Annotated in this window: 24 protein-coding genes; 4 read left to right on the top strand and 20 right to left on the bottom strand. The window is 34.6% G+C overall.

Annotation, left to right across the window (positions count from 1 at the left end):
• Positions 1-163: 163 nt before the first annotated feature.
• From JF76_RS01475 to JF76_RS01460, 4 genes are read right to left on the bottom strand one after another with little or no spacing between them, the layout of a single operon-like run.
• Positions 164-961, bottom strand: coding sequence for a glucose PTS transporter subunit IIA (locus JF76_RS01475; protein ID WP_045927507.1), 798 nt, complete (start codon positions 959-961; stop codon positions 164-166).
• Entirely contained in the window at positions 873-2,018 is a 1,146-nt protein-coding gene (locus JF76_RS01470) for a PTS transporter subunit EIIC (protein ID WP_045927506.1), read from the bottom strand. The genes JF76_RS01475 and JF76_RS01470 overlap by 89 nt, the downstream gene beginning before the upstream one ends.
• Positions 2,019-2,034: 16 nt before the next feature.
• Entirely contained in the window at positions 2,035-2,550 is a 516-nt protein-coding gene (gene rpiB, locus JF76_RS01465; protein WP_045928895.1) for a ribose 5-phosphate isomerase B, read from the bottom strand.
• A 17-nt stretch (positions 2,551-2,567) separates the two neighbouring features.
• Complete coding sequence (locus tag JF76_RS01460; RefSeq protein ID WP_045927505.1) at positions 2,568-3,224, bottom strand: ribulose-phosphate 3-epimerase; 657 nt, start codon at positions 3,222-3,224, stop codon at positions 2,568-2,570.
• A 182-nt stretch (positions 3,225-3,406) separates the two neighbouring features.
• Between JF76_RS01460 and JF76_RS01455 the strand changes: the two genes are divergently transcribed.
• On the top strand, positions 3,407-4,393 hold the full coding sequence (locus JF76_RS01455; RefSeq protein ID WP_045927504.1) for a LacI family DNA-binding transcriptional regulator: 987 nt from the start codon (positions 3,407-3,409) through the stop codon (positions 4,391-4,393).
• 92 nt (positions 4,394-4,485) lie between these two features.
• Here the strand turns inward: JF76_RS01455 and JF76_RS01450 are convergent, their stop codons facing one another.
• The 9 genes from JF76_RS01450 to JF76_RS01415 all read right to left on the bottom strand — a co-directional run bounded on the left by JF76_RS01450 (position 4,486) and on the right by JF76_RS01415 (position 11,496).
• Positions 4,486-5,475: a D-2-hydroxyacid dehydrogenase gene (locus tag JF76_RS01450; protein ID WP_045927503.1), complete on the bottom strand. Its 990-nt coding sequence runs from the start codon at positions 5,473-5,475 to the stop codon at positions 4,486-4,488.
• Positions 5,476-5,552: 77 nt separating this feature from the next.
• On the bottom strand, positions 5,553-5,723 hold the full coding sequence (locus tag JF76_RS10195; RefSeq protein ID WP_156962739.1) for a hypothetical protein: 171 nt from the start codon (positions 5,721-5,723) through the stop codon (positions 5,553-5,555).
• 150 nt (positions 5,724-5,873) lie between these two features.
• A complete protein-coding gene (locus JF76_RS01445) occupies positions 5,874-7,718 on the bottom strand; it encodes a BglG family transcription antiterminator (protein ID WP_045927502.1) in 1,845 nt (614 codons plus the stop codon).
• Positions 7,719-7,733: 15 nt separating this feature from the next.
• Positions 7,734-8,276, bottom strand: a complete 543-nt coding sequence (gene hxlB / locus JF76_RS01440) for a 6-phospho-3-hexuloisomerase (RefSeq protein ID WP_045927501.1) — start codon at positions 8,274-8,276, stop codon at positions 7,734-7,736.
• Positions 8,269-8,865, bottom strand: a complete 597-nt coding sequence (locus JF76_RS01435; protein WP_045927500.1) for a KpsF/GutQ family sugar-phosphate isomerase — start codon at positions 8,863-8,865, stop codon at positions 8,269-8,271. Before JF76_RS01435 ends, hxlB begins: the two co-directional genes overlap by 8 nt.
• Positions 8,858-9,382 carry a YjbQ family protein gene (locus JF76_RS01430; RefSeq protein ID WP_045927499.1) on the bottom strand — a complete coding sequence of 175 codons (525 nt, stop codon included), beginning with the start codon at positions 9,380-9,382 and terminating at the stop codon, positions 8,858-8,860. The genes JF76_RS01435 and JF76_RS01430 overlap by 8 nt, the downstream gene beginning before the upstream one ends.
• Positions 9,379-9,669 (bottom strand): PTS sugar transporter subunit IIB, encoded by a 291-nt coding sequence (locus JF76_RS01425; protein WP_045927498.1) that lies wholly within the window; start codon positions 9,667-9,669, stop codon positions 9,379-9,381. Before JF76_RS01425 ends, JF76_RS01430 begins: the two co-directional genes overlap by 4 nt.
• A gap of 2 nt (positions 9,670-9,671) precedes the next feature.
• Complete coding sequence (locus tag JF76_RS01420) at positions 9,672-11,024, bottom strand: PTS galactitol transporter subunit IIC (RefSeq protein WP_045927497.1); 1,353 nt, start codon at positions 11,022-11,024, stop codon at positions 9,672-9,674.
• Between the two features lie 13 nt (positions 11,025-11,037).
• On the bottom strand, positions 11,038-11,496 hold the full coding sequence (locus JF76_RS01415; protein WP_045927496.1) for a PTS sugar transporter subunit IIA: 459 nt from the start codon (positions 11,494-11,496) through the stop codon (positions 11,038-11,040).
• 176 nt (positions 11,497-11,672) lie between these two features.
• Between JF76_RS01415 and JF76_RS01410 the strand changes: the two genes are divergently transcribed.
• Positions 11,673-12,317, top strand: a complete 645-nt coding sequence (locus JF76_RS01410; RefSeq protein WP_045927495.1) for a ribulose-phosphate 3-epimerase — start codon at positions 11,673-11,675, stop codon at positions 12,315-12,317.
• An 88-nt stretch (positions 12,318-12,405) separates the two neighbouring features.
• Here the strand turns inward: JF76_RS01410 and JF76_RS01405 are convergent, their stop codons facing one another.
• The 5 genes from JF76_RS01405 to JF76_RS01385 are packed head-to-tail and all read right to left on the bottom strand — an operon-like array spanning position 12,406 to position 15,690.
• Positions 12,406-13,002, bottom strand: coding sequence for a KpsF/GutQ family sugar-phosphate isomerase (locus tag JF76_RS01405; RefSeq protein WP_244267916.1), 597 nt, complete (start codon positions 13,000-13,002; stop codon positions 12,406-12,408).
• A gap of 21 nt (positions 13,003-13,023) precedes the next feature.
• The gene (locus JF76_RS01400; protein ID WP_045927494.1) at positions 13,024-13,482 is read right to left on the bottom strand and encodes a PTS sugar transporter subunit IIA; all 459 of its coding nucleotides are present in this window, start codon (positions 13,480-13,482) and stop codon (positions 13,024-13,026) included.
• A 13-nt stretch (positions 13,483-13,495) separates the two neighbouring features.
• Positions 13,496-13,780 carry a PTS sugar transporter subunit IIB gene (locus JF76_RS01395; protein WP_045927493.1) on the bottom strand — a complete coding sequence of 95 codons (285 nt, stop codon included), beginning with the start codon at positions 13,778-13,780 and terminating at the stop codon, positions 13,496-13,498.
• A gap of 27 nt (positions 13,781-13,807) precedes the next feature.
• Positions 13,808-15,157: a PTS galactitol transporter subunit IIC gene (locus JF76_RS01390; protein ID WP_045927492.1), complete on the bottom strand. Its 1,350-nt coding sequence runs from the start codon at positions 15,155-15,157 to the stop codon at positions 13,808-13,810.
• Positions 15,158-15,168: 11 nt separating this feature from the next.
• Positions 15,169-15,690: an RpiB/LacA/LacB family sugar-phosphate isomerase gene (locus JF76_RS01385; RefSeq protein ID WP_045927491.1), complete on the bottom strand. Its 522-nt coding sequence runs from the start codon at positions 15,688-15,690 to the stop codon at positions 15,169-15,171.
• Between the two features lie 190 nt (positions 15,691-15,880).
• Between JF76_RS01385 and JF76_RS01380 the strand changes: the two genes are divergently transcribed.
• Complete coding sequence (locus tag JF76_RS01380) at positions 15,881-16,651, top strand: DeoR/GlpR family DNA-binding transcription regulator (protein WP_045927490.1); 771 nt, start codon at positions 15,881-15,883, stop codon at positions 16,649-16,651.
• Between the two features lie 149 nt (positions 16,652-16,800).
• Positions 16,801-17,994 (top strand): MFS transporter, encoded by a 1,194-nt coding sequence (locus tag JF76_RS01375; protein WP_156962738.1) that lies wholly within the window; start codon positions 16,801-16,803, stop codon positions 17,992-17,994.
• Positions 17,995-18,080: 86 nt separating this feature from the next.
• On the opposite strand, the gene JF76_RS09885 is transcribed toward JF76_RS01375, so the two are convergent.
• Entirely contained in the window at positions 18,081-20,639 is a 2,559-nt protein-coding gene (locus JF76_RS09885; RefSeq protein WP_052697041.1) for a BspA family leucine-rich repeat surface protein, read from the bottom strand.
• Positions 20,640-20,947: 308 nt separating this feature from the next.
• Complete coding sequence (gene ribH / locus JF76_RS01365) at positions 20,948-21,421, bottom strand: 6,7-dimethyl-8-ribityllumazine synthase (protein WP_045927488.1); 474 nt, start codon at positions 21,419-21,421, stop codon at positions 20,948-20,950.
• Position 21,422: the final 1 nt, after the last annotated feature.

Raw genomic sequence — 21,422 nt, 5'->3', positions numbered from 1 at the left:
GATATTAAATAAAAATGGTATTTTTTATTTTACATACTATCAAAACAATTTACTTTGTGAAAAAACTTTTTATTTTAGAAAAAAGACTAATAAATTAAGTTAACAAAACTGTAATTTATTAGTCTATTAATTAATATTTTTCTTATAATAGAAATTACAAAAGCTAAACTTGAACCTTCAAAGTGGCACTGCCATGATCATTTTTCCCTGCATTCAGTAGTTCAACGCTTTGATAATCTTTAGTATTCATAACGATGACAACAGTAGAGCAATCATAACCTGCTTTTTTAATTGCATTTAAGTCAAAATGTAATAGCTTTTGACCTTGCTTAATCTTATCTCCTTGTTTGACAAAACTTTCAAAATATTCGCCATTTAGTTTAACTGTATCAATTCCAATATGGATCATTACTTGTACGCCATTGTCTGAAGTTAAGCCAATTGCGTGTTTAGTATTAAATAGCATAGTAACTTCACCATCAAATGGTGCATAAACATCTCCTGAACTAGGCTCAATAACAAAGCCGTCACCCATTGAACCATCAGCAAATGCTGGATCATGAGCTTGGGTTAAGTCCTCAATCTCTCCCGAAATTGGACTCAAAATACTTTCATCTGAAACAGGTTGTACTGAATCAGATTTATCTGCTGCTTGTTCGGTATTATTCTCGTCAATACCTAAAACCATTGTGACAACACAGCCGACAACAAAGCAGGCTAGTAATCCTATACAATAAGGAATAAAAGTTTTACCTACGAAAGCTGGTAAAGTAGTTAAACCACCAAACACAAACGCAAATGCCTTAGCTTTCATTCCACCAATAATCGCACCGCCAACTGCTCCTCCTGCAACAGCTCCAACTAAAGGCTTTTTATAACGGATTCCAATACCGTATATCGCTGGTTCTGTAATGCCGGCAAAGAAAATTGATAAAAGCGCTGAGATAGAATAAGCCTTCATTTTTTTTGTCTTTTGTTCTGACAAAAGTACCAAGTGTTGCTCCTGCCATACCAAAGTTGGCCGCACATGTTAATGGCACAATATAGTCATAACCTAAGCTGCTAATATTATTAATCATTACTGGGTTAACTGCCCACTGTAAGCCGAATATAACAAAAATATTCCACACGCCACCTATCAGGGCTCCTGCAACCCAACCGTTAAGGTTCATTAACCAATTAATAACATTTGAAATCCCTTCTCCTACGTATACGCCAAACGGTCCAAAAACTCCTGCAGTTAACGGCACCATAACAAATAAAGATATTAGTGGAACAAATAATAACTGTAAATTAGTTGGTATCCAACTTCTTAGCCATTTTTCCAAGTATGATAGACACCAAGTTGCCAAGATAGCTGGCACAACTGTTGAAGTATAGGTCATTAACACTAAAGGTATACCAAAGAAATGGACAACTGTACCATTGCCTGTACTACCCATTAGTTTCATAAACTCAGGCATTATTAAAGCACCCATAATGGCTGCAGCCACAAATTTATCACACTTAAACTTTTCAGCAGCGGTAACTGCAAGCATTATCGGTAAGAAATAAAAGACAGCCGTTGAAGCCACTGTCAAAATATGATAAGTAGAAGAAGATGTAGATAACCAGTTTAATTGTGTTGCAAGTAAAACTAACCCTCTAAAAACACCTGACCCAGCAAATAACGGTAGCAATGGGGTAAAAATTCCTCCAATAACATCCATTAATTTTAGAAACCAGTTGGTATTCTCTTCTTTAGCTGTATGCTCATTTTCGCTGCTTGTTAAATCCGTGTTTTCAATTAACTGATCATAAATCTGAGGTACCGCTGGCCCAATAACAACTTGAAACTGGCCAGCTTTTTCTACAACGCTAATGACTCCATCTAAAGATTCAATTTTTGCTTTATTTTTATGAGCTATTTCACTATTTGCTAAGCGCATCCTAAGTCGTGTAGCACAGTGGGTAATATTTGTAATATTATCCTGTCCCCCAACTAACGATAAGATTTTTTTGCCAAGATTTTCGGACATTTTTTTTACCTATCCCTTACAATGATTGGTCCTCAAATTGTTCTTTGCCATCAAATTCTTTAGAGTGCTCCAATTCATCAAACTTTTGTTCATCATCACTTTCAATTGCTGCTAATTCTTCTACCCTTCTTTCATGACGACCGCCAATATATTTGGCTTCTAACCAATTTTTGACGATCATCTTGGCTAACTCTGGACCAACTACGCGAGAGCCGAAAGCTAATACATTTGTATTGTTATGCATTCGCGAGAGCTTAGCTGAATAGCAGTCACTGCATACGCAGGCACGAATACCTTTTACCTTGTTTGCTGCTAATGAAATGCCTACACCAGTGCCACAAATTACGATTCCCAGATCATAATCCCCATTAGCAACGGCTTTACCAACCTTTTGACCGTAAATAGGGTAATCAGTTCGCTCATTACTCTTTGTCCCAAAATCATAAACTTCATAACCTAAACTTTTAACATATTCCATAATTGTCGGTTTCAGTTCCAAGCCGACATGATCTGATCCAAAAGCTATTTTTATTTTCTTTGCAACCATTTTTACTGATTTTCCTTTCTGATTTGAGCAATTGTTTCCTGATAAGAAACTGACTTGTTAAATAGTGCTGAAGTTCCGAGAATAAAATTATCAACGCCTTTTCTATGCAGTTGATTAATTTTTTCTCGTGAAACTGCTCCGTCAATTCCTAGGACAAACTCATACTTTTCTTTTGCTGCAATAAACTGATCCAGCTTTGGCATTACAAAATCTTGAAATGGCTGTCCAGCAAATCCTGGATGAACAGTCATTACTAAAACATAGTCTGCGTTAGGTAAAAGCTCCTGAACTGTACTGAAAGACGTTCCCGTATTTACCGCAATTCCAGCTTTTTTACCCAAAGCGTGAATATCATCAATTGTCCTCGCAGGTTGTTTTTCAGCATCTGGACAAAAATAAATAATGTCTGCTCCCAAATCACTAAAGAATTTAATGTAAGAACGGGGATTTTCAATCATCAAATGAGCATCCATAGGTTTTTTCGTCAAGGAACGGATTGTTTGATAATCTTCTGGTCCTAATGCAAAATTCGGAACATATCTACCATCCATTACATCCATGTGATACATATCGACTCCAGCGTTATTCAGCTTTTCAACTTCTTGTTTTAAATTACTAAAATCTGCGCACATCATTGACGGACTTAGTATTAAAGACATTTTCTCCTCCTTTTTTGAGTAATCGTTTACTCACACAACACACTGATATTATTACACTTAATTTTTATTTTGTAAACGTTTTTCTAAATAGTACATGATAAATAGAGCAATCGTTTAACTATAAAAGGATCTTCATTTTTTATTTTAATGATATAATTAGGCAATAAATGAAGGAGTAGGTAATGAAGCAATATTCAATTAAAGACATTGCAAAATTATGTAATGTTTCAACTGCAACAGTTTCACGGGTAATTAATAATAATGGCAGGTTTTCTGAAAAAACCAGGCAAAGGGTTTTAGATGTTATTGAACAAACTGGCTATAAAATCGATAACAATGCCCGTAGTTTGCGTACGAATATTACATTCACTATCGGAATCCTTGTTCCAGACATTAAAAATCCCTTTTTTGCCGATTTGGTTCAAAAAATTGAAGAGTTGCTGTTTAACAAAAACTATTCCACCATTATTTGTAATTCTGATAAAAATGAGCAAAAAGAAAAAGCATACTTACGTATGCTTGAAAACAAAAAGGTTGATGGCATTATTGTAATTTCCGGATCTTATCAACATGGTTTTAAATTTCAAAGTTCTCTAAAAGAAATTCCATACATTTGTATTGATCGTGAACCAGAAAATTTTCATAATACAGTTTTTATTTCCTCTAATCACTATCAGGGCGCCCTGGATGCAACTAATTATTTATTTCAAAAAGGAGCAAAATCTCCTGTAGTCGTAGTCAAAAAAGTTAGTAGCTCAATTAAATCTAGAATTGACGGTTTTAAGGAAAGTTTGAAAAATCATTCTCTTAAATTTGCCAAGTCACGCCACGAACTGAAGTTACAAAGTCAATCTTCATTCGTCAAATTTTTGCAAAAAAATCCCAAAACTGACAGTTTATTCGCTGTCGATGACGGTATTGCAATGGAATTACTCAAATATCTTAAAAATCTTGGTTACCAAGTTCCTCAACAGATTCAAGTTGTTGGTTTCGATGATGTACCTGCAGCTAACATAGTTACACCAAAGTTAACAACCATTCAGCAAAATACCAGAAAAATTGCACAAACAGCTGTTACCAGCATGATGCATGCCATCAATAAGCAAAATGAAAAAGGAAGTCAATTTCTAATTCCAACTAAATTAATAATCAGAGAAACCACAAAATAGCTAAGTAAAAACTTAGCTATTTTTGTTTAAGGATGCTGTTTCATTTTATTGTTATAACGACCATTTGCGGCCAAAATATTTTCACTATCTATTTACAAGTTAACTACACTCTTTACTTCTCCACCTGAGATAATTGTTTTAGCATCGTTTAAAGCAATCTCAATACTGTTTTTAACGGCTAGTTTAGTGAAAAAGGCAATGTGCGGCGTGATCAAAACTTGAGGCATTGCTTTTAATTCCTTGTAATCTTCCGGCAATGAGTTCAGCATATTCTTTTTATCATAAAAATCTGTTTCATCGGCTAAAGTATCCAATGCTGCAGCAGAAACTTGTCCATTTTTAAGGGCCGCAATTAAAGCTTGTGTGTCAACCAAGCCCCCACGAGCTACGTTAATTAAAATAGGCTTTTTCTTCATTTTATCAAAAGCAGTTTTGTCAATCATGTTTTCAGTACTTGCTAATAACGGCGTATGCAAAGAAATAATATCAGATTCAGCAAGAATCGTGTCAAAGTTAGTATAAGTGAGGTAAGGTTCCAAAGATGCGTCATAAACCGGATCATAAGCCAAAACTTTAGCCCCTAGTGCGCTGTATAGGTGTGCACTAGCTCCACCAATATGACCGGCACCAATTATACCGACAGTGCAATTAAAAATTTCAGTACTAATTGTACTTTTATCATAAGTAAAATCCCCATGAGCCATTCTGTCTTGGTAAATCCCAATTTTACGCAGTAAATACATTGCATCGGTCACACCGAGTTCGGCAATGGCCCTTGGTGAATACGCTGCAACATTAGTAATTTTAATGCCATTCTTTTTTGCGGCTGCTAAATCTTGGTTATCAACTCCAACTTGCCGCACGGATAATTGCTTAATGCCATATTGCCGAAATTTTTCATAAACACTGGCACCGACTGGAAGGTTTCCTTCAGAACTCACTCCGTCAAAGCCTTGTGCTAAATCAGCATTATCTGCAGACAAGTAATCGTGGACGATTTTTACTTCAACTTGGTTTTTTTGAGCCCAGTTTTCAATAATTTTTTCTTCCATTTTAATTACACCATAACAAATAATTTTCACTTTTTATCTCTCCTATTCTTTTCTTAAAAAATTGGTAATCTTAGCTTTCTAGTTGGAAAAATCGGATTGATTCTAATTCACGGTATCGACAATACCAAAAGCCTAACTTTTTCATATTCAAGACCGCGAATGCAGGCTAGAGGCATATTGACACCCCGTTGTCCCATTACTAATCCCGTAGCTGCTACTAGCAAGTCACAAACTTTAGAAATTACGGGTACGCCATGCAAGCTACTAATTGTAGTCATAGGTTCTCCCAACTTATTAGATTGATTAAAAAAAGTAGTATCTTAATTATAAAGGTTTAGTTATACAGTGCGAAAGTAAATTTTTAAAATTGCCAACAAAAAAATGTACTGCTATCCGAAATAACAATACATTTTTATATTACTAATTAATTATTCAACTTTCACAATTTCATTCACAAATTCATCATACGTTTTACTGGCAGTTAACTTGGAAACTTTATTATCATTAATGATAACCTCAGATAGCTCATCAAAAACTTTACGAAATTTCTTCTCATCCTTCTTGCTTGAAGCCAAAGTAATAATTAAATAAACTAACTGGTTTCCCCATTTTATTCCCTTAGGATTAATATAAATAAACCACTGGCTCTTCTCGGCATCATAATCAATAGGGTGCGGAATTGCAACTGACCCAAAAGCTGTACTAGAAAGCTTTTCTCTTTCTAAGATCTTTTTTTCAAAATCCTGACCAACATTTTTTTCTTTAATAAATTGCGTAGATATATAGTGAATGATTTCTGAAGCGCTCCGACTATCATTTTCTCTAACAAAATTATTTTTAGATGTAAATTTTGCCAGACCACGTTTTAATTCTTGAGATAAATTTGCATCCTTAATCTGCTTAATTGCTTTTTGAATTTTATTAATGTCATTAGGTAACAGAAAACTAGAGATTTGCACAAAATTATGATTTTTTATAATTTGTTTTGAATCTGCCACAATTACCAGCTGCGTTTCATCTAAAATATCAGATTCATCGGTAATAGTATTAAGCAAAGCCATATCATTATTAAATTTTTGATCAATAATGTCTACAGTGTCTTTAGCATTACCATGATATTCCGGCATAAACAATTGACCAATAACTTTATTTTCATTTCTGATTTGCTCGGTAACTATATTACCTACATGCAAAGCAATAAAAGCAATTTCTTCTTCACTAACTGAAATGCCTAACACATTATTTATTTCATATGCTATTAAAGTAGCACATTCATATATTGTAGGTGAAGAGTTTTTAATATTTTTTGCTAAGGGATTATGAATTATATTGTTATTCTTAAAACGATCTATTAAACGTAATAAATGTGGCAAAAATCTTTTTTTAAATAATTCTTCGTCGAGATCTAAGTCATACGTTTTTCTCACAAACAAAACGATTCTCTTAAATAACTTATTAATTTGTGACTTTTCGGGTACTTCAATCTTATGATTGCCTATTAATAATTCCGACATATTTACTAGTTGCTTAACATCATCTGCGGACAAACAATAATTAGTTTTATTATTAATCTCTTCTACAAGCCGATGTACTAAAACATTATCAATTCTATTGACATCGGACTTTTCAATTGTTTTATCAGAACGATCAATCATAATTACCAGGTGTAATAAGAAGTTGCTAAAATTAAAAGAATCTAATTTTGTCTTAGTTTCAGTAATACTTTGACTTAAAATTTTACTAATTGTATGAACTTTGACATTAGGAAAATATTCTTGAATAGCTTTTTCATTTAACAGAGTCCCGTTCAATTCATGATATATGATTGATGACAATATTTTCCTTTTATTTTCTTCTTTTCCTTCAACATGATAAAAATCACCAGAACGAACTAATTTCAGATCAAAGTTGGAAAACTCATTGCTTAAATTTTTTATTTCTTTTCTTAGCTCCACATCATTAATGTAAAGTTGACCAGATAAATCATAAATATTGATTGGTTCTTCCGCCATAATCAATTTTCGTATCAACCAGGAACTTCTTTGATTGACAGTCATCGGTAAGTTACTTTTCTTTATCTGGATTTCATTACTACCTTTAAATTTATAACCTTTTGGTCCACTTTCAATTTCAATATTGTTTCGACGTAACTGAGCTATTCTATTTTTCACCGTTCTTTCCGAAATTGCCAGTTTCATTGCAAGAGTTTTCGCAGTGATCCAAGATTCATTATTTTGTCGTAAAAAATCTAATAAATCTCTGTTGCCACCCATCATTTATCTCCTCACCTATTCAAGATTAGAGTGTACTGAACGTAATTGACTTGCTGTAACCAAATTAGTATGAAGAGCTCTTAATACCAAGCTGTCAAACAATAGTAAAGAAGATTGTTCATACAAACTTCCCATAGGCTGAATTGAAGAACCAGTTGTATCCTTGTCTTGAGCTTCAATTAATACAGTAACATCACATTTTTGATTAAGCGGTGCCTTTTTATTGGCTGTAAAAACTATAATTTTTGCTTTTGCTCTTTTAGCACTTTCCTCTTGCGAAATAAGAGTTGATGATTTACCACTTGCAGAATTAAAAATTAATAAATCGTCTTTACCAATTGCTGGTGCTGTTATCTCAGTGACTAAATGCACTCTAAGGCCAAACTGCGTTAACCGATTTGCAAGAGCATTTATCATTAAGCCACTTCTGCCTTCACCCGAAAGAAAAATACTTTTGGCATTCAAAAACATTCTTAAAATTTGGTCAGCTTTTTCATTTGTGAGATCACAATGTATATTGCCAAGTTCATTAATAATTTGATCAAATTCGTCAATCATTTCTGACATCCTTTGCTAGTCGCTGCCCCACTTTACCAGAAGGATGATTTAATAAAAAGGCCTTTTTGGTAAAATTTTCATCTTTCATTAGTATTGTAGCTATAACATCAAATAGAGAAATTACTGCCAATGTACTGGTGGTAGCCAACATATTAAACTCATCCAGTTCTTTTTCAACTTTAACTTTTACAACCAAATCTGCATTTTTGGCCAAAACAGAATCAACATTTTCAGTTATAGCGACAATTTTTGCTTGTTTCTCTTTAACATTTTGGTCAAAGCTGGTTAATTCTTTAGTAGAACCACCTTTTGATATGAAGATAACAGTATCGCCTTTTTTCACTTGTCCTAAACCGCCATGAACAGCGTCTGACGGATTAAGATAAAAAGCTGAGATGCCTACAACATTTAATGTGTGGGTTACTTTGCGAGCTGCCATTGCTGAAGTACCACAACCAGTGAGAAAAACATTATTAGTATTTTTTTCTAAAGTTTTTAGTAAATGAGTAAAATCTTCTTCACTAATGCTTTGGCCAAGCTTAATAATTTCTTCGCCTTCAGCTTGGAAAAGTGCGGCATAATTATTCATCTGTTTCACCCAGAATTATGATTTCAACTTTCCTTTTTCTTGCTCTAGTTTGGTCAAAATCTGCAAAAAAGATCTGACCAACTGAACCTAAAAGTAGCTTATGCTGCTTAACTCCCAAGGTAACGCTAGAACCAAGGAAATCTGACCTTAAATGACCATCTGTATTTAACATCGTCCATTTAACCGCTGGATAATTAGGATCAGTCTTTTTCATTCCATAGGCAATATGTTCTGGACCAGGACTAAGATAGGGATAATTCTCTGATTGCTGACGAGGAATTATCTTGTCCAACACATTAGTTAGATCAACTTGCAGGAAATCATCATCATAGTAATTTTTGTCATGCATATACTCGTCAAAGTAGATAGAACATGTTGTATGCGTTGTTTGTACTAAGCAAATGCCATTAGCAATATTACTTTTGTTAATAGCATCTTTTACCTGCTCCGTAATCATATGATAAGACGGTCTGCCTTGAACTGTTTCTAGCTCTAATTCATCAAAATAGAAACTCATGATTCAATAGCTGCCTTTACTTTGTCCCATACTTGATCTGTACCAACGCCTGTCAAAAGCGCTACGCCATTAATTACCTTGTCCTTAATTTCATCAGGAACTATTGTAGTTGAAATAACAATATCATAATTGCCATTTTGAATGTTCTCAACTTCTTGACTGACAGCCGATTGCTTAATTTCAACGTCATTTTCGAAGCCATTCTCTTTTAGCCAGTCATTAACTTTTGCGTGGACAATGGTTGAAGTAGCATGTCCAGCACCACACATAATTAACATTTTTTTCATGATTATTCACCTTTCTCTGCACTTGGGCCAGCATTAAATTTCTTAATTACATTTAAGTAGTAAAGAAGGCCAAGTAAAACAACTATCAAAATACCTAAACCAATAACACCGAAGTTTTGCGTCATCCAAACGAAAATTGAATTTGTCCATAATCCAGACAGTTCAAATGAAAACGCGCCTTTGGTATTAATGCTGTAGTTGGCCAACTTGAAACTCTTCATCACTAATGGTGAGAGCCAAGTAGACAAATATAGCATTGGTACCGAATAGATAACTGCTCCTATTAAACTTCTGATAATATTGCCTTTAAAAGCACCAACTAATAGAGTAAATACATAAACATAAAGTGTTAAATCTCCTAGAGGCAAAACTTTATTACCAGGTAAAATTGTGGCTAAGAACAGTGAGATTGGAATCATTAAAACACTAGTAGCGATCACAGCTGGATGACCAACAGTTAAAGCAGCATCCATACCAATGTTTACTTTTTTGCCGTGTAAATGCTTCTTAGTAAACTCTTGGGTTGCCGAAGAAATCGGGGTTAAGCTTTCCATAAACATCGAAATCATTTTTGGCATAATCTTCAATGTGGCACCCATTTCAACTCCAAGTTGTAAAATACCAGAAACATCAAAGCCAGCTAGTAATCCGATACCAACTCCTACAATGAAACCAATAACTAATGGATCGCCCAAAACGCCAAACCGTTTTTGAATTTTTTCTGGACTTGCATCTAATTTATTAAATCCTGGAATTTTATCAAACAACCAGTTTAATGGTACAGCTAAAATAGTAGCTGAAAGAGCCATTGTATGGGTTACTGCAATACTGGGCAAGTTGAAAAACTTTTCTGTAATTGGCTGCATCAAGTCTGCTAACAACAATTCCAGTAGAAAGCCACCAGCTAAAGCTATTATGCCATATACATAATTACCTGAAACTGCCCACACCAGCAAACCAATAAATGTTGGTTGCCACAAATTCCAAATATCAACGTTTAGTGTTCTCGTTAAACCAATCCATACTAAAACCAGATTTATTAAAATAGTTAGCGGAATTGCTAAAACACCTAATGAGCTGGAAAAGGCAAGTGGTCCTCCAACTCCACAACCAACATCCATAATACTTAATGACAAATGATATCTTGCAACCATCAATTTAATTGCAGGCTGCAAGTTAGTAGCCATCATGTTGACTACCATATTCATTCCAATAAAACCAGCACTTAAGGTCAACCCAGATATCAGTGCTTTAGATGGTTTTAAACCCACAATGAGACCCAAAATAATGATAATAATTGGTATACCAACTGTTGAGCCTAAGTCTAAGAACCAATGTATGGCTTGTACAAACATTTTTACCACTCCTTTAATTCAATCCGTATTTCTTCAATATTCGATCTGCTTGATCAATATCAGATGCTGACATTAGCGCTTTAATAGCCGTTTTATTTTGGCAAAAATTCATTAAATTGCTTAATAACTGTGCCTGTTCATGCGGCTTGCTCATTGCAATCATAAAGACAATGTTAACTTTGACATTGACAGATTTATTTACCATGCTTTTAAACAGAACGGGTTTTTTTAAAGTTGCTAGAGCTATTTGTGAAGTATTGACATATGCCGAATCCGTGTGAGGGATTGCCACTCCAAATCCCTCTTCAAGTTCTAACCCAGTTGGAAAGTCGGTTTCCCGTTTTAAAACATGTTCCAAATAACTATCTTTAATTACATCCCTTTCTTTCAGTGCCTTAGCCATTTTGGTGATTATTTCTGTGCTATCTCGTGCATCAACATCTAGCTTGATTATTCTTTTATCGAAGAACATTCCTTCATCCGCCTTTCTTTATGTTCCAATATTAAGCGCTTTATTTAATAAAGGAAAAAGCAATTTTGCACCTCAAGGTGAAAATAAAATGAGAATAGCTTTCACTCTCACTGGGCAAAAATTATTTTGCAATAAAAGAATACGCTGGTTATAAATTGTATTAAGGAGGAGAGAAAATGGTCGAAGTAGCCGTATCTTTACATAGTGGTCCTAAAATCAATCTAGCGAAAACATTAACTTTATTAAAAGAAGGAGGAGCTGATTATTTTCATATTGACGTAATGGATAGTACTTTTGTTTCTGAAATTGATTTCGGCGAAAATCTGGTTAAGGAAATAAGTGATTACTCTTCAATCCCACTCGATATTCATATGATGGTAAATAATCCAGAGAAATTAATTAACCACTACTGTTGCAAAACTACGAAAGTAATTGGCATACATGTAGAATCAACACAGCATATTCATCGTGCTCTATCATTAATTAAACATGCAGGCAAAAAAAGCGAAGTTATTATTAATCCTGGTACTCCTGTCAATGCCATAACTCCTGTTCTCGATTTCGTTGATCAAGTGATGGTCATGTCAGTTGATCCGGGAACAAGCGGTGCCAAATTTATTCCCAACGCTGTTAACAAAGTTAAAGAACTGGATGATTTGAGACAAATTAATCATTATCATTATCAAATTGAAGCTGATGGCAGCATTAGCAACCAAAATATTAATGAACTTAAAAAAGCGGGACTGGATATTGCAGTTTCCGGTTCTTACATTTTTAAAGGCAATTTTAAAAAACAAATTCAAACTTTAAAAAACATATAAAAAAGCCATTTCCTTAATGGAAATGGTCTTTTTATCCCTTCGACAAGATATTGAGAAATTAAGCGTTTTTTATTTAAAATCTATTTAGCTATTTCATATTTTCTTCTTTAAGTCTTTCACCAACTGCTCCTGACGGATGGTTACCTAAAAATTCTTTTTTATTGAACTTTTCTTTGTTTATCAAAGTTACAGCTATTCCATCGAATAAGGAAATAACTGCTAAAGTACTCGACGTTGCTAACATATTGAATTGATCAGCTTCAGCCTCAACTTTCACCTTAATAATCAGATCAGAATTACTTGCTATTACTGATGATTCATTCTCTGTAACAGCAACCATATAAGCCTGCTTGTCTTTAACATTCTTAATAAACGACGTTAATTCTTTAGTGTTTCCGCCCTTGGAAATAAAAATCACTATATCGTTAGCACTTACTGCACCTAATTCACCATGAACAGCATCAGATGGATTAAGATAAAAAGCCTTTTGATTAATCACATTCAAAGTATGAACGGCCTTCTTGGCGGCCATAGCAGAAGTACCACACCCCGTTATAAAAATATTGCCTTTACATTTAACCAATAGGTCACAAAGTTCAGTAACTTTTTGGTAGTCAAGAGTATTACTTATGTGTTCTAATTCTTTACTTTCTTTAATTATTACTTCTTTTATCGTATTATTCACTATGCTTTGCACCACTCTTACTTAAAAAACCAGTTTTTGTGTCAGAAACTTCTGAATGGAATTAAGATCGCTTTTGCTAATAAAATCTATAAACTTTTCATCCCTAAAAAGTCCCATCAGCTGTCTTAACATATTTAATTGTTGCTCACCCTCAAACAAGGCTAAGTTAAAAACAAATTTACATGAAACCTGTTTTGTTGCATCCGACATCAGCCCAAAGTTTACGGGTTGGCTAAGTCGTAAAAAGCTGATACCGCTTTCTTTAACAAATTTTTGATTTCCATGTGGAATAGCTATACCCATGTCATTTTTTAGCTCAAGCCCAGTAGGATATTCTTTCTCTCTATCGATACAAGCATCAACATACTGTGGCAGTATCATTTTTTCGTTAATAAACTGCTGACCAGTGACCTTGATAGCATCTTGATAAGAGTTTAATGTCTCATTTTTAGCTTCCGAAACTAAAATTCTGTTTTTCATAACTCCTCCAGTGTTAGCTAAGAATGGCTTCTTTTATTTTCTCTAATACTTCTTCTTCTCCAATTCCTGTCAATAAACCAGAGCCTACAATGACCGGAGTTTTAATACCTGGCCGATCAAGTTTAGTGGACGAAACAATTAGGTCTTTATCATTGCAGAAATCATCAGAACAAGTCATTAAAGAAGCTTTTTCTAAATCTGCAGAAATATGTTGTTCGTCTAAATAATCTTTTAATCCAGCCAACATAATTGATGAAGAAGCAATACCATTTCCACAAACTACTAAAACTTTTTTCATTTTTATTTCTCCTCTAAATTCAAATTATTAAGCAACCTTAGCTCGTTCTACTTTTTTAAGCCAGTAGCCTACAAGTACAACAAGCACTGCGATCAAAATAAAGCCAATGATGCCAATGCGAGAAGCTAAAGCAAATAATCCAGTAAAAGGATTAGCTGATGGATCAATTGATGAGTACATTACGCCACTCTTAGCACCAGCACCAAATTTTTGAAAGACCTGGTTTGTAGCTGGAGTCATCCAAGAAGCGATGTATAATCCTCCACCGAATAAAATAATGGATGAAAGCCATGTGCGGATTATATTACCTTTAAATACAGGAACCATTGCAGCTACATAAAATACTAATGATGATAAGTCTCCCATAGGTAGTACTTTATTACCTGGTAGCAAAACTGCCAAAATAACCAAAGCTGGAATCAATAACAATGCCGGTGCTATAACTGACGGGTCACCAACTATTAGAGCTGTGTCCATACCAACAGTAATTTGTCTATCTGGAAATTTCTTAACCATCTTTTTACGCACAGCATTTGACATTGGTACTAAGCCTTCCATCATTATTGAGGTCATTTTCGGCAATAAAAGCATAATAGCAGCTAAATACATACCTAGTTGAATACTGTCAATAATAGCATGATAAGGATCATTCCAATTGTATCCTGCTAGTCCCAAGAATAAACCAATTATGAAGCCAACCATTGTTGGATCACCGAAAATTCCAAATTTCTTTTGGATGCTTTTTGCCGTTACATTCCAATTTCTAACACCTGGGATATGATCAAACAGCCAGTTAAATGGATATGCAAAGAACAGATAGGTATTTGCAACTGGATGAGATATTGACACACCTTCAGGCAAATCATAAAAGTCGTGATTATTTTTCGCACCCAAGTCTGCTCCAATTAGAGCAATCATATGGAAAATTGCTGCTGTTAATAATCCATCAACAAAACTGCCAGTAAAAGCATACATAATGGCACCCATGGATGCGTTTTGATGCAAATTAAAAACATCAACATTTACACAATCAGTTAGTTTCAGTATCAGCATAATTATGTTAACACCTACACATAGTGGGATTACTACTGCACCAACAGGTGAACCAAATCCCATGACCGCTGTAGCTGCACCACCAACATCAACTGCTGACAGTGAAGAGCCTGTTTTTTGAGAAAGACCGGTAATGGCTGGCTGCATTTTATCAAGCATAAATGAGACAACCATGCTTAATGCAATGAAACCTATACCTACTTTCATCGCAGCCTGTGTCGCTTCCGACCAGCTTCTACCCAACGCTTTCATCAAAAATAGGAAAATTACGGGAATAAATATAAAATTACCAATATCATTGATAAATTGTGTTATCATCGCCATATTTATTACCTCTAGCTTTCTCTTTCAAAGCCCATATTCCACGCGACAAAGTCTGGCTTTTTAAGAAAACGATCGTCATCTGCTTTAGCTTCAAGCAAATTTACCTTAGAATTTTCGCGTGCTTTATCAAAATCAAAAGGTTCATCTAGCCAGGCATCGAGAACCATTTCCATATACGGAAGACCATTAACTCTGACTCCTAAACCAATAATTTGTGCATTTTGGCTCAGTCTTGCTCTTCTAGCTGAATAAGGATTGGTTACTGCCGTAGCCCGAATTCCCCAATGCTTATTTGCCTGCATTGTGAAACCGATACCAGTTCCACAAATATAAATACCTAATCTACACTTGTCCCGTTGTATAAATTCAGCCATTTCATCAGCTAATTTGGCATAAGTATGGATACCATCTTCTTTCTTTTTCACAGGATCAAATACAACCTCATAGCCTTTTTGCTCTATTAGGTATTTTTTGATTTCTTCTTTTCTTTCAAACCCAACATTGTCACACGCAATTGCAATCTTTTTATTCAAAATAACTCCTCCTTTAATATATTTACATTTCCAACTAAAACCAATTATATAATTGGTTTTAGTTGTAGTCAACAGTAATTTTAAACTTAATGCCAATAAAAGCCAAATTATTGTACATAATATTCATTTAACTAAGTCTTGGTGTAAAATAAATGGAAACTACATTTTTTATTAGGAAATGGTGAATGAAATGGCAATTATGGAAGAAAGACGAAAGAAAATTCTTGAAGAGGTGCTAAAAAATGGAACCGTAACAGTTCATGATTTGTCTCAAAAATTTAACGTGTCATATGAAACTATCAGAAAAGATCTGAATTATTTAGCGGAAAAAGACCAACTTGTAAAAAGTCACGGTGGTGCAATTTCAAATCAGAATTCTATTGAAAATCCTTTTACATTAAAAAGGGAAGAAAATATTGACAGAAAGCAAAGCATCGCCAAAAAGGCTCTAAGTTTAATACCAAATGGAGCCAGTATAATTTTAGGCACAGGGAGTACAGTTTATGAGTTAGCAAAATTGCTGGTCTTAAGAAATAATTTGAAAATAATTACTGATTTAATACCTGCGGTTAGTTATTTGCAATCTTCAAATAACGAAGTATATTTCTTGGGTGGAAAATTACGACCAAAAAGTTCTTCAGTTTACGGGAGTTGGACTGAAGAAGCACTCGACCAAATTAATGTTGATATTTCTTTTATCGGTAGTGATGGTTTTCATGGCTTTTTTGGGCCGACTACACCTTCTTATTCCGATTCTGCAATTGAGAGAAAAATGATTTTTCATAGTGAGAAAAGTTATATCCTGGCTGATTCAACCAAGTTTGAAAGAAAAAGTCTTTATGAAATTACTGATTGGAAAAATGTGACTGGAGTGATAACTAATAACGATTTAAAAGAGCGATTTATAAAAAGACTAAGTAAACACACAAAAGTGATTTTAGATAATTTCAAAGATGAATAAGCATTTTCGAATATCAGAGTGTAAATTGGTTTTTGCATATTGAAAAAGGCCGTTTCAAGTAAAAGAAACGGCCTTTTATGTTACTTTTGGTGTCAGCTAAGTTCCTATATGTTACGCTTCTCATTACACTAAACGAAAGCGTGGCAAAATTGGACAATAATAACTTTCTCAGCCGTAACCAAATATTATTACCACTAATCAATTTTTTGACTAATTTTAGCAGCATCTTAGTTGGAATTGGTGGTTCACTAATTATCCGTGAATATTCAGATAATATCGTTATTAACGGCTTAATTTCGAGTATCAGTTCGTTAGCACTTATTTTGAGCGTTTTATTTATTGGTTCCAAGCTCGACAACACTGATAAGCGACGCATGCTTATCTGGATGTATATTTTACTGAGTTTATTTTTATTACTCCCTTTTACTTTCCCGCAAAAATACTTTGTACCCTTATACATTCTGGTTGACCTTTGTATAACAATGTTTAGCTTAGTAGAAGGGTTATCTTTCACTGGGAATTTAAAGTCACTTCTGACTGATAATGCAGTGGAGTCAACTATTAACCTTAATTCCATTGCCGGACTTATTGGTAATATTGCCAGTGTGGCAGCGATGGCAGTTTTAATTTTTACTACCCGCAACTATTTGTATTTTCTCTTAGTAGCAAGCTACGGTTTTTTTATAAATATCTTTCTCTCTATTGCTTTACGCCAAAATCACTTTACTAAAAACCAAAATAGTTTTAAAACCTTAACCCACCTCATGACAGTTTGGCACAACATAACTGCTAGCAAAGGCTTACGCGCCTCAATTATTGTTGCCATTTTTACCAGTGCCCTCCAATCAGTATTTAACGGGTTGATGATCTATTTCTGGAAAGCAATTGATCCTAACTACAGTCACGTTTACTGGCTACTAGTTGCAGTAGTCAGCGGTCTTTTCCTAGGTGCTGTTCTTATTCGCTTTGATAATACATTTTGGCTACTTAGTACTTTAGTATTTATTACCACGCTGGCTTTAGGAATTTTCTTTTTAAATCAAACAATCGTTACTATGAGCGTTATTACTGTACTGATATATGGCGAAACTTTACCAATCGCTAATTGGTGCAATAAAACCAGAATTAAAAGAACCGGTAAAGAGGTGCAGTCTTCCCAATCAAGTTTCTTGCAGTTGGGGAGTGCTCTATTGAATATCTTTTTTACTGTCGGAGTATCCGCAATTGCCAATGCTTGCCACCAGCCAGCTCTTACTTTACTTGCTGCTGGAATTGCCCTTTTACTGGTTTTTAGCCTTTTAGGCAATAATGTGCAACGATACCGCTTAGAAATGATCAATTAAAAATTGGTCAAAAAAATCAACCATTTCTCATAATAGAAGTGATTGATTTAAGTTAACTTTTTAAATTAGTATGCTTTAAAAAGTTATTATTCTTTTCTTTTGCGTTTAATCCCCACACCTAAAAGACTCAAAACTAATGCTGAAGCACCTGAGAGAAGCATACCTACTTGAGATTTCCAATCTGAACCTGTCTGAGCCAAAGTTCTGGTCTTTTTATTTGCTCCAGTAGACTTACCTAGTTGCTCACGACCTTCATTTGGCTTACTGGTAGACTTGCTTTCTTTAGTTGCCTTTTTATTAGTCTTATGTGTTCCCTTCTTATTCTTATTCGGCTTTGAATTACCGCTAGAATTATGACTATTGTGATTGTCGCTTGGTTCCTGTCCCGGTTCTTTTCCCGGTTCCTTAGCACTTTGATCATTCTTCGTGTAAACGTAAACCACATCTTGAGATTCGCTGGTAAAGAAACCTGTAGCGTTATTAGGTCTGGTCTTTAACGTATAACCAGAAATAGCTTTTGTTTCAGTTTGATAGCCGTCACCAACATTACCGCTTAAAATAACATTAGGAGCGATTTGATTACCGTTTTCATCTTCATAATGAACCGTTACATCAGCGGCCTTAACAGGCGTTTTACCGTTACCATTGTCAGTAGGTTTAGTAGGTTTTTGATAGATAAACATAATATCATCTACGTTTTCGCCTATCAGTCCTTTAGCATTTTTCGGCATAGCCGTTAAAACGTAACCAGGAATTTCTTTGACTTTAGCTTCATAAGGAGTGCCGTATGTACCAGTGAAAGTCTCATCATCTGCAAGCGTCTTGCCCTTTTCATCTTGATAATGAGCTGTTATTGTAGTTTCACGCACGTACGTTTCATCTTTTGCACCATCTTTCCAATTGTTTATCAGTTGATCTGATGACCATATTTCTGAGCGTTCAGGATCCTGCATTGTTTTATTTCCAACATTTAACCAAGTTCCTGGTGTATCAAGACCCATTTGTGAAACGTATTTGTTTCCTTTTCCCAGTTTCAAAACTAGCAGGTTTTGGTGCCCTCTCAACATATCAAAGGTGTTACCGTTACTACTCATATCAAAATTGCTGATGTCTAGGGTTCTTAAGTTCGAAATTTTAGGATATTGACCATCTACTTTAGGATTAGCGTAGAGATAGAACATTTGACTCATGCTTTGTACTTTAGAAGTATTGAAACTTGACAAATTCAAACCAACTAAACTATTCGTATCACGAAACATGTATGACATATCTATAACATTTGCAGTATCAAAGTTGCTCAGGTCTAAGTATGTTAACTTATTACATCCTTGAAACATACTGTTCATAGTTGTAACTTGAGAGGTAACAAAGCTAGAGATGTTTAGGTCTTTTAGCTTTGTACATTTCATGAACATAAATGACATATCCGTAACTTTACTAGTATTAAAGTTAGAAAGATCAAGTGAGACAAGGCTGGAATCCCAACCGAACTTTGAACTCGTATCGCTCTTATAAGAATAATACATACTAAACATTGACGCCATATTTTCAACATTTTTAGTATCAAAACTGTGTACATCAATGTTAGTCAAACTTGCACAGTGATTAAACATAAATGACATGTCTTTAACATTAGTAGTAGTGAAGCTAGTAACATTTAATTTTTTAAGACTCTCACACCCTGCAAACATCCATGACATATTTGTGACTTGGGAAGTATCAAAACTCTGCAAATCTAATTCTTTGAGACTTTTGCAACCAACAAACATATATGACATATCTTTGACTTGGGAAGTATTAAATTTACTTAGGTCAAGATCTTCGAGATTGGTACAGCGGTCAAACATATAAGACATGTTTTTAACATTTGAGGTATTAAAATGAGAAAGATCTACGTGTTTAAGACTACTGCATTGACTAAACCAGGCATACATGGTGGTCGCTTCCGAAGTATCAACGTTTTCCAAGCCTTCAATATCAGTTAGACCCCTAAGACGAATAAAAACTGACTTGACTTCGCCAACAACTTTAAAGTAACCGTCAAAGTTTACCTTTTTTACATGCGTACACTCAGGGTCCGGTCCATCTTGACCTAGAAATCCAGCTACGAGACCAGCATTACTTACAATGGTCGGGTTTTCCTTATCATGGCTCCCACTCACAGTTAATACGTTAGTATCACTATCATAACTTACGTCAGCATTACCCCACTTACCTGTTTTAATAGTTTTTGTACTAATTTTGTTTTCATTCTTAGTGATGTCTGTTTCTGGTTGATCATTACCAGCAGAAGTTTGGGAGTTGGAATCTTTATTGTTGCCCTGCAGCGATTCTACACTCCCATTTTGAGTTTCATCTGCATTATCTGTAGTACCATTAGTATTTCCTTCAGGTGCAGTGGTATTCGCATTATCAGTAGTAACGCCCTGATTATTTGCTTGAGATACAGTATTGTTTGCTACTCGAGTTTTAACACGACTATCATTATCATTCTTATTAAAGCTTCGTGCAGTGTCTTGTGTTCCTGAATTGCTATCAGCCTTTACGACATTAGTATTCAAACTCATCAAACCAAGCGCAGCTGCCGTTAAACTGCTAAAAAGCAGTGCTCCAGTCCGCTTATTGTGATCTAATCCTTTATTCATTTCTTACCTCCTAACATAAATTCAACTATTTTGTCTATCCGAAAAAAGTATGTATATTATTACATCTTTATTATATATATTAAATAATAACAAAGCAAGCTTATTTTAAATTATTTTTACTAAAATAATGATAAAGAAATTAAAATATCACAATAAAATTCAAGATATAAAATAACACCAACAACTTTTATGCAATATATAATTATATAATAACAATATATTTATTAATTAAAAAATAAAACAAGTCGTTTCTGATAGTAGAAGCGACTTGTTTTCTAGTTATTATTAACAGTGATTAAATGTAGTAATTATAATTGTTTAATTTGTTCTTCTATATTTAAAACCTCTAACACATCCGTAGCACACTCTGCACCTTTATTGCCCGATTTACCACCGGCACGATCAGTTGCTTGTGCCACCGTATCAGTCATTAACACGCCAAACATCACTGGCACTGTGCCATTTGCTGATGCCGCTGCTAACTGTGAAGTAGTGCCTTCACAAACGTAGGTAAAGTGAGCTGTTTCACCCCGAATTACTGCTCCTAATGCAATGATACCGTCAACCTTACCACTTTTTGCCAAGCAGTTTACCGTACGGGCAATTTCAAAGGCACCAGGTACCCGTATTACCACAATATTTTCATCTTTCACGCCCGATTTTTTTAATTGTGACACAGCTCCAGAAAGGAGACGATCCGTTACCACACCATTAAACTGAGCAACAACAATACCAATCTTTTTATCTTGTCCTTGAGCAATGTTTCCGTTAATTTCTTTCATA

The organism is Lactobacillus kullabergensis (assembly GCF_000967195.1).
GTDB classification, from domain to species: Bacteria; Bacillota; Bacilli; order Lactobacillales; family Lactobacillaceae; genus Lactobacillus; species Lactobacillus kullabergensis.
This window is presented reverse-complemented; position numbering and strand designations above follow the sequence as displayed.

Coding starts and splice junctions, on each gene's coding strand:
- JF76_RS01475 (WP_045927507.1), bottom strand. CDS start 961: ATGAAGGCTTATTCTATCTCAGCGCTTTTATCAATTTTCTTTGCCGGC.
- JF76_RS01470 (WP_045927506.1), bottom strand. CDS start 2,018: ATGTCCGAAAATCTTGGCAAAAAAATCTTATCGTTAGTTGGGGGACAG.
- JF76_RS01460 (WP_045927505.1), bottom strand. CDS start 3,224: ATGTCTTTAATACTAAGTCCGTCAATGATGTGCGCAGATTTTAGTAAT.
- JF76_RS01455 (WP_045927504.1), top strand. CDS start 3,407: ATGAAGCAATATTCAATTAAAGACATTGCAAAATTATGTAATGTTTCA.
- JF76_RS10195 (WP_156962739.1), bottom strand. CDS start 5,723: ATGACTACAATTAGTAGCTTGCATGGCGTACCCGTAATTTCTAAAGTT.
- JF76_RS01445 (WP_045927502.1), bottom strand. CDS start 7,718: ATGGGTGGCAACAGAGATTTATTAGATTTTTTACGACAAAATAATGAA.
- hxlB (WP_045927501.1), bottom strand. CDS start 8,276: ATGATTGACGAATTTGATCAAATTATTAATGAACTTGGCAATATACAT.
- JF76_RS01435 (WP_045927500.1), bottom strand. CDS start 8,865: ATGAATAATTATGCCGCACTTTTCCAAGCTGAAGGCGAAGAAATTATT.
- JF76_RS01430 (WP_045927499.1), bottom strand. CDS start 9,382: ATGAGTTTCTATTTTGATGAATTAGAGCTAGAAACAGTTCAAGGCAGA.
- JF76_RS01425 (WP_045927498.1), bottom strand. CDS start 9,669: ATGAAAAAAATGTTAATTATGTGTGGTGCTGGACATGCTACTTCAACC.
- JF76_RS01420 (WP_045927497.1), bottom strand. CDS start 11,024: ATGTTTGTACAAGCCATACATTGGTTCTTAGACTTAGGCTCAACAGTT.
- JF76_RS01415 (WP_045927496.1), bottom strand. CDS start 11,496: ATGTTCTTCGATAAAAGAATAATCAAGCTAGATGTTGATGCACGAGAT.
- JF76_RS01410 (WP_045927495.1), top strand. CDS start 11,673: ATGGTCGAAGTAGCCGTATCTTTACATAGTGGTCCTAAAATCAATCTA.
- JF76_RS01400 (WP_045927494.1), bottom strand. CDS start 13,482: ATGAAAAACAGAATTTTAGTTTCGGAAGCTAAAAATGAGACATTAAAC.
- JF76_RS01395 (WP_045927493.1), bottom strand. CDS start 13,780: ATGAAAAAAGTTTTAGTAGTTTGTGGAAATGGTATTGCTTCTTCATCA.
- JF76_RS01390 (WP_045927492.1), bottom strand. CDS start 15,157: ATGGCGATGATAACACAATTTATCAATGATATTGGTAATTTTATATTT.
- JF76_RS01380 (WP_045927490.1), top strand. CDS start 15,881: ATGGCAATTATGGAAGAAAGACGAAAGAAAATTCTTGAAGAGGTGCTA.
- JF76_RS09885 (WP_052697041.1), bottom strand. CDS start 20,639: ATGAATAAAGGATTAGATCACAATAAGCGGACTGGAGCACTGCTTTTT.
- ribH (WP_045927488.1), bottom strand. CDS start 21,421: ATGAAAGAAATTAACGGAAACATTGCTCAAGGACAAGATAAAAAGATT.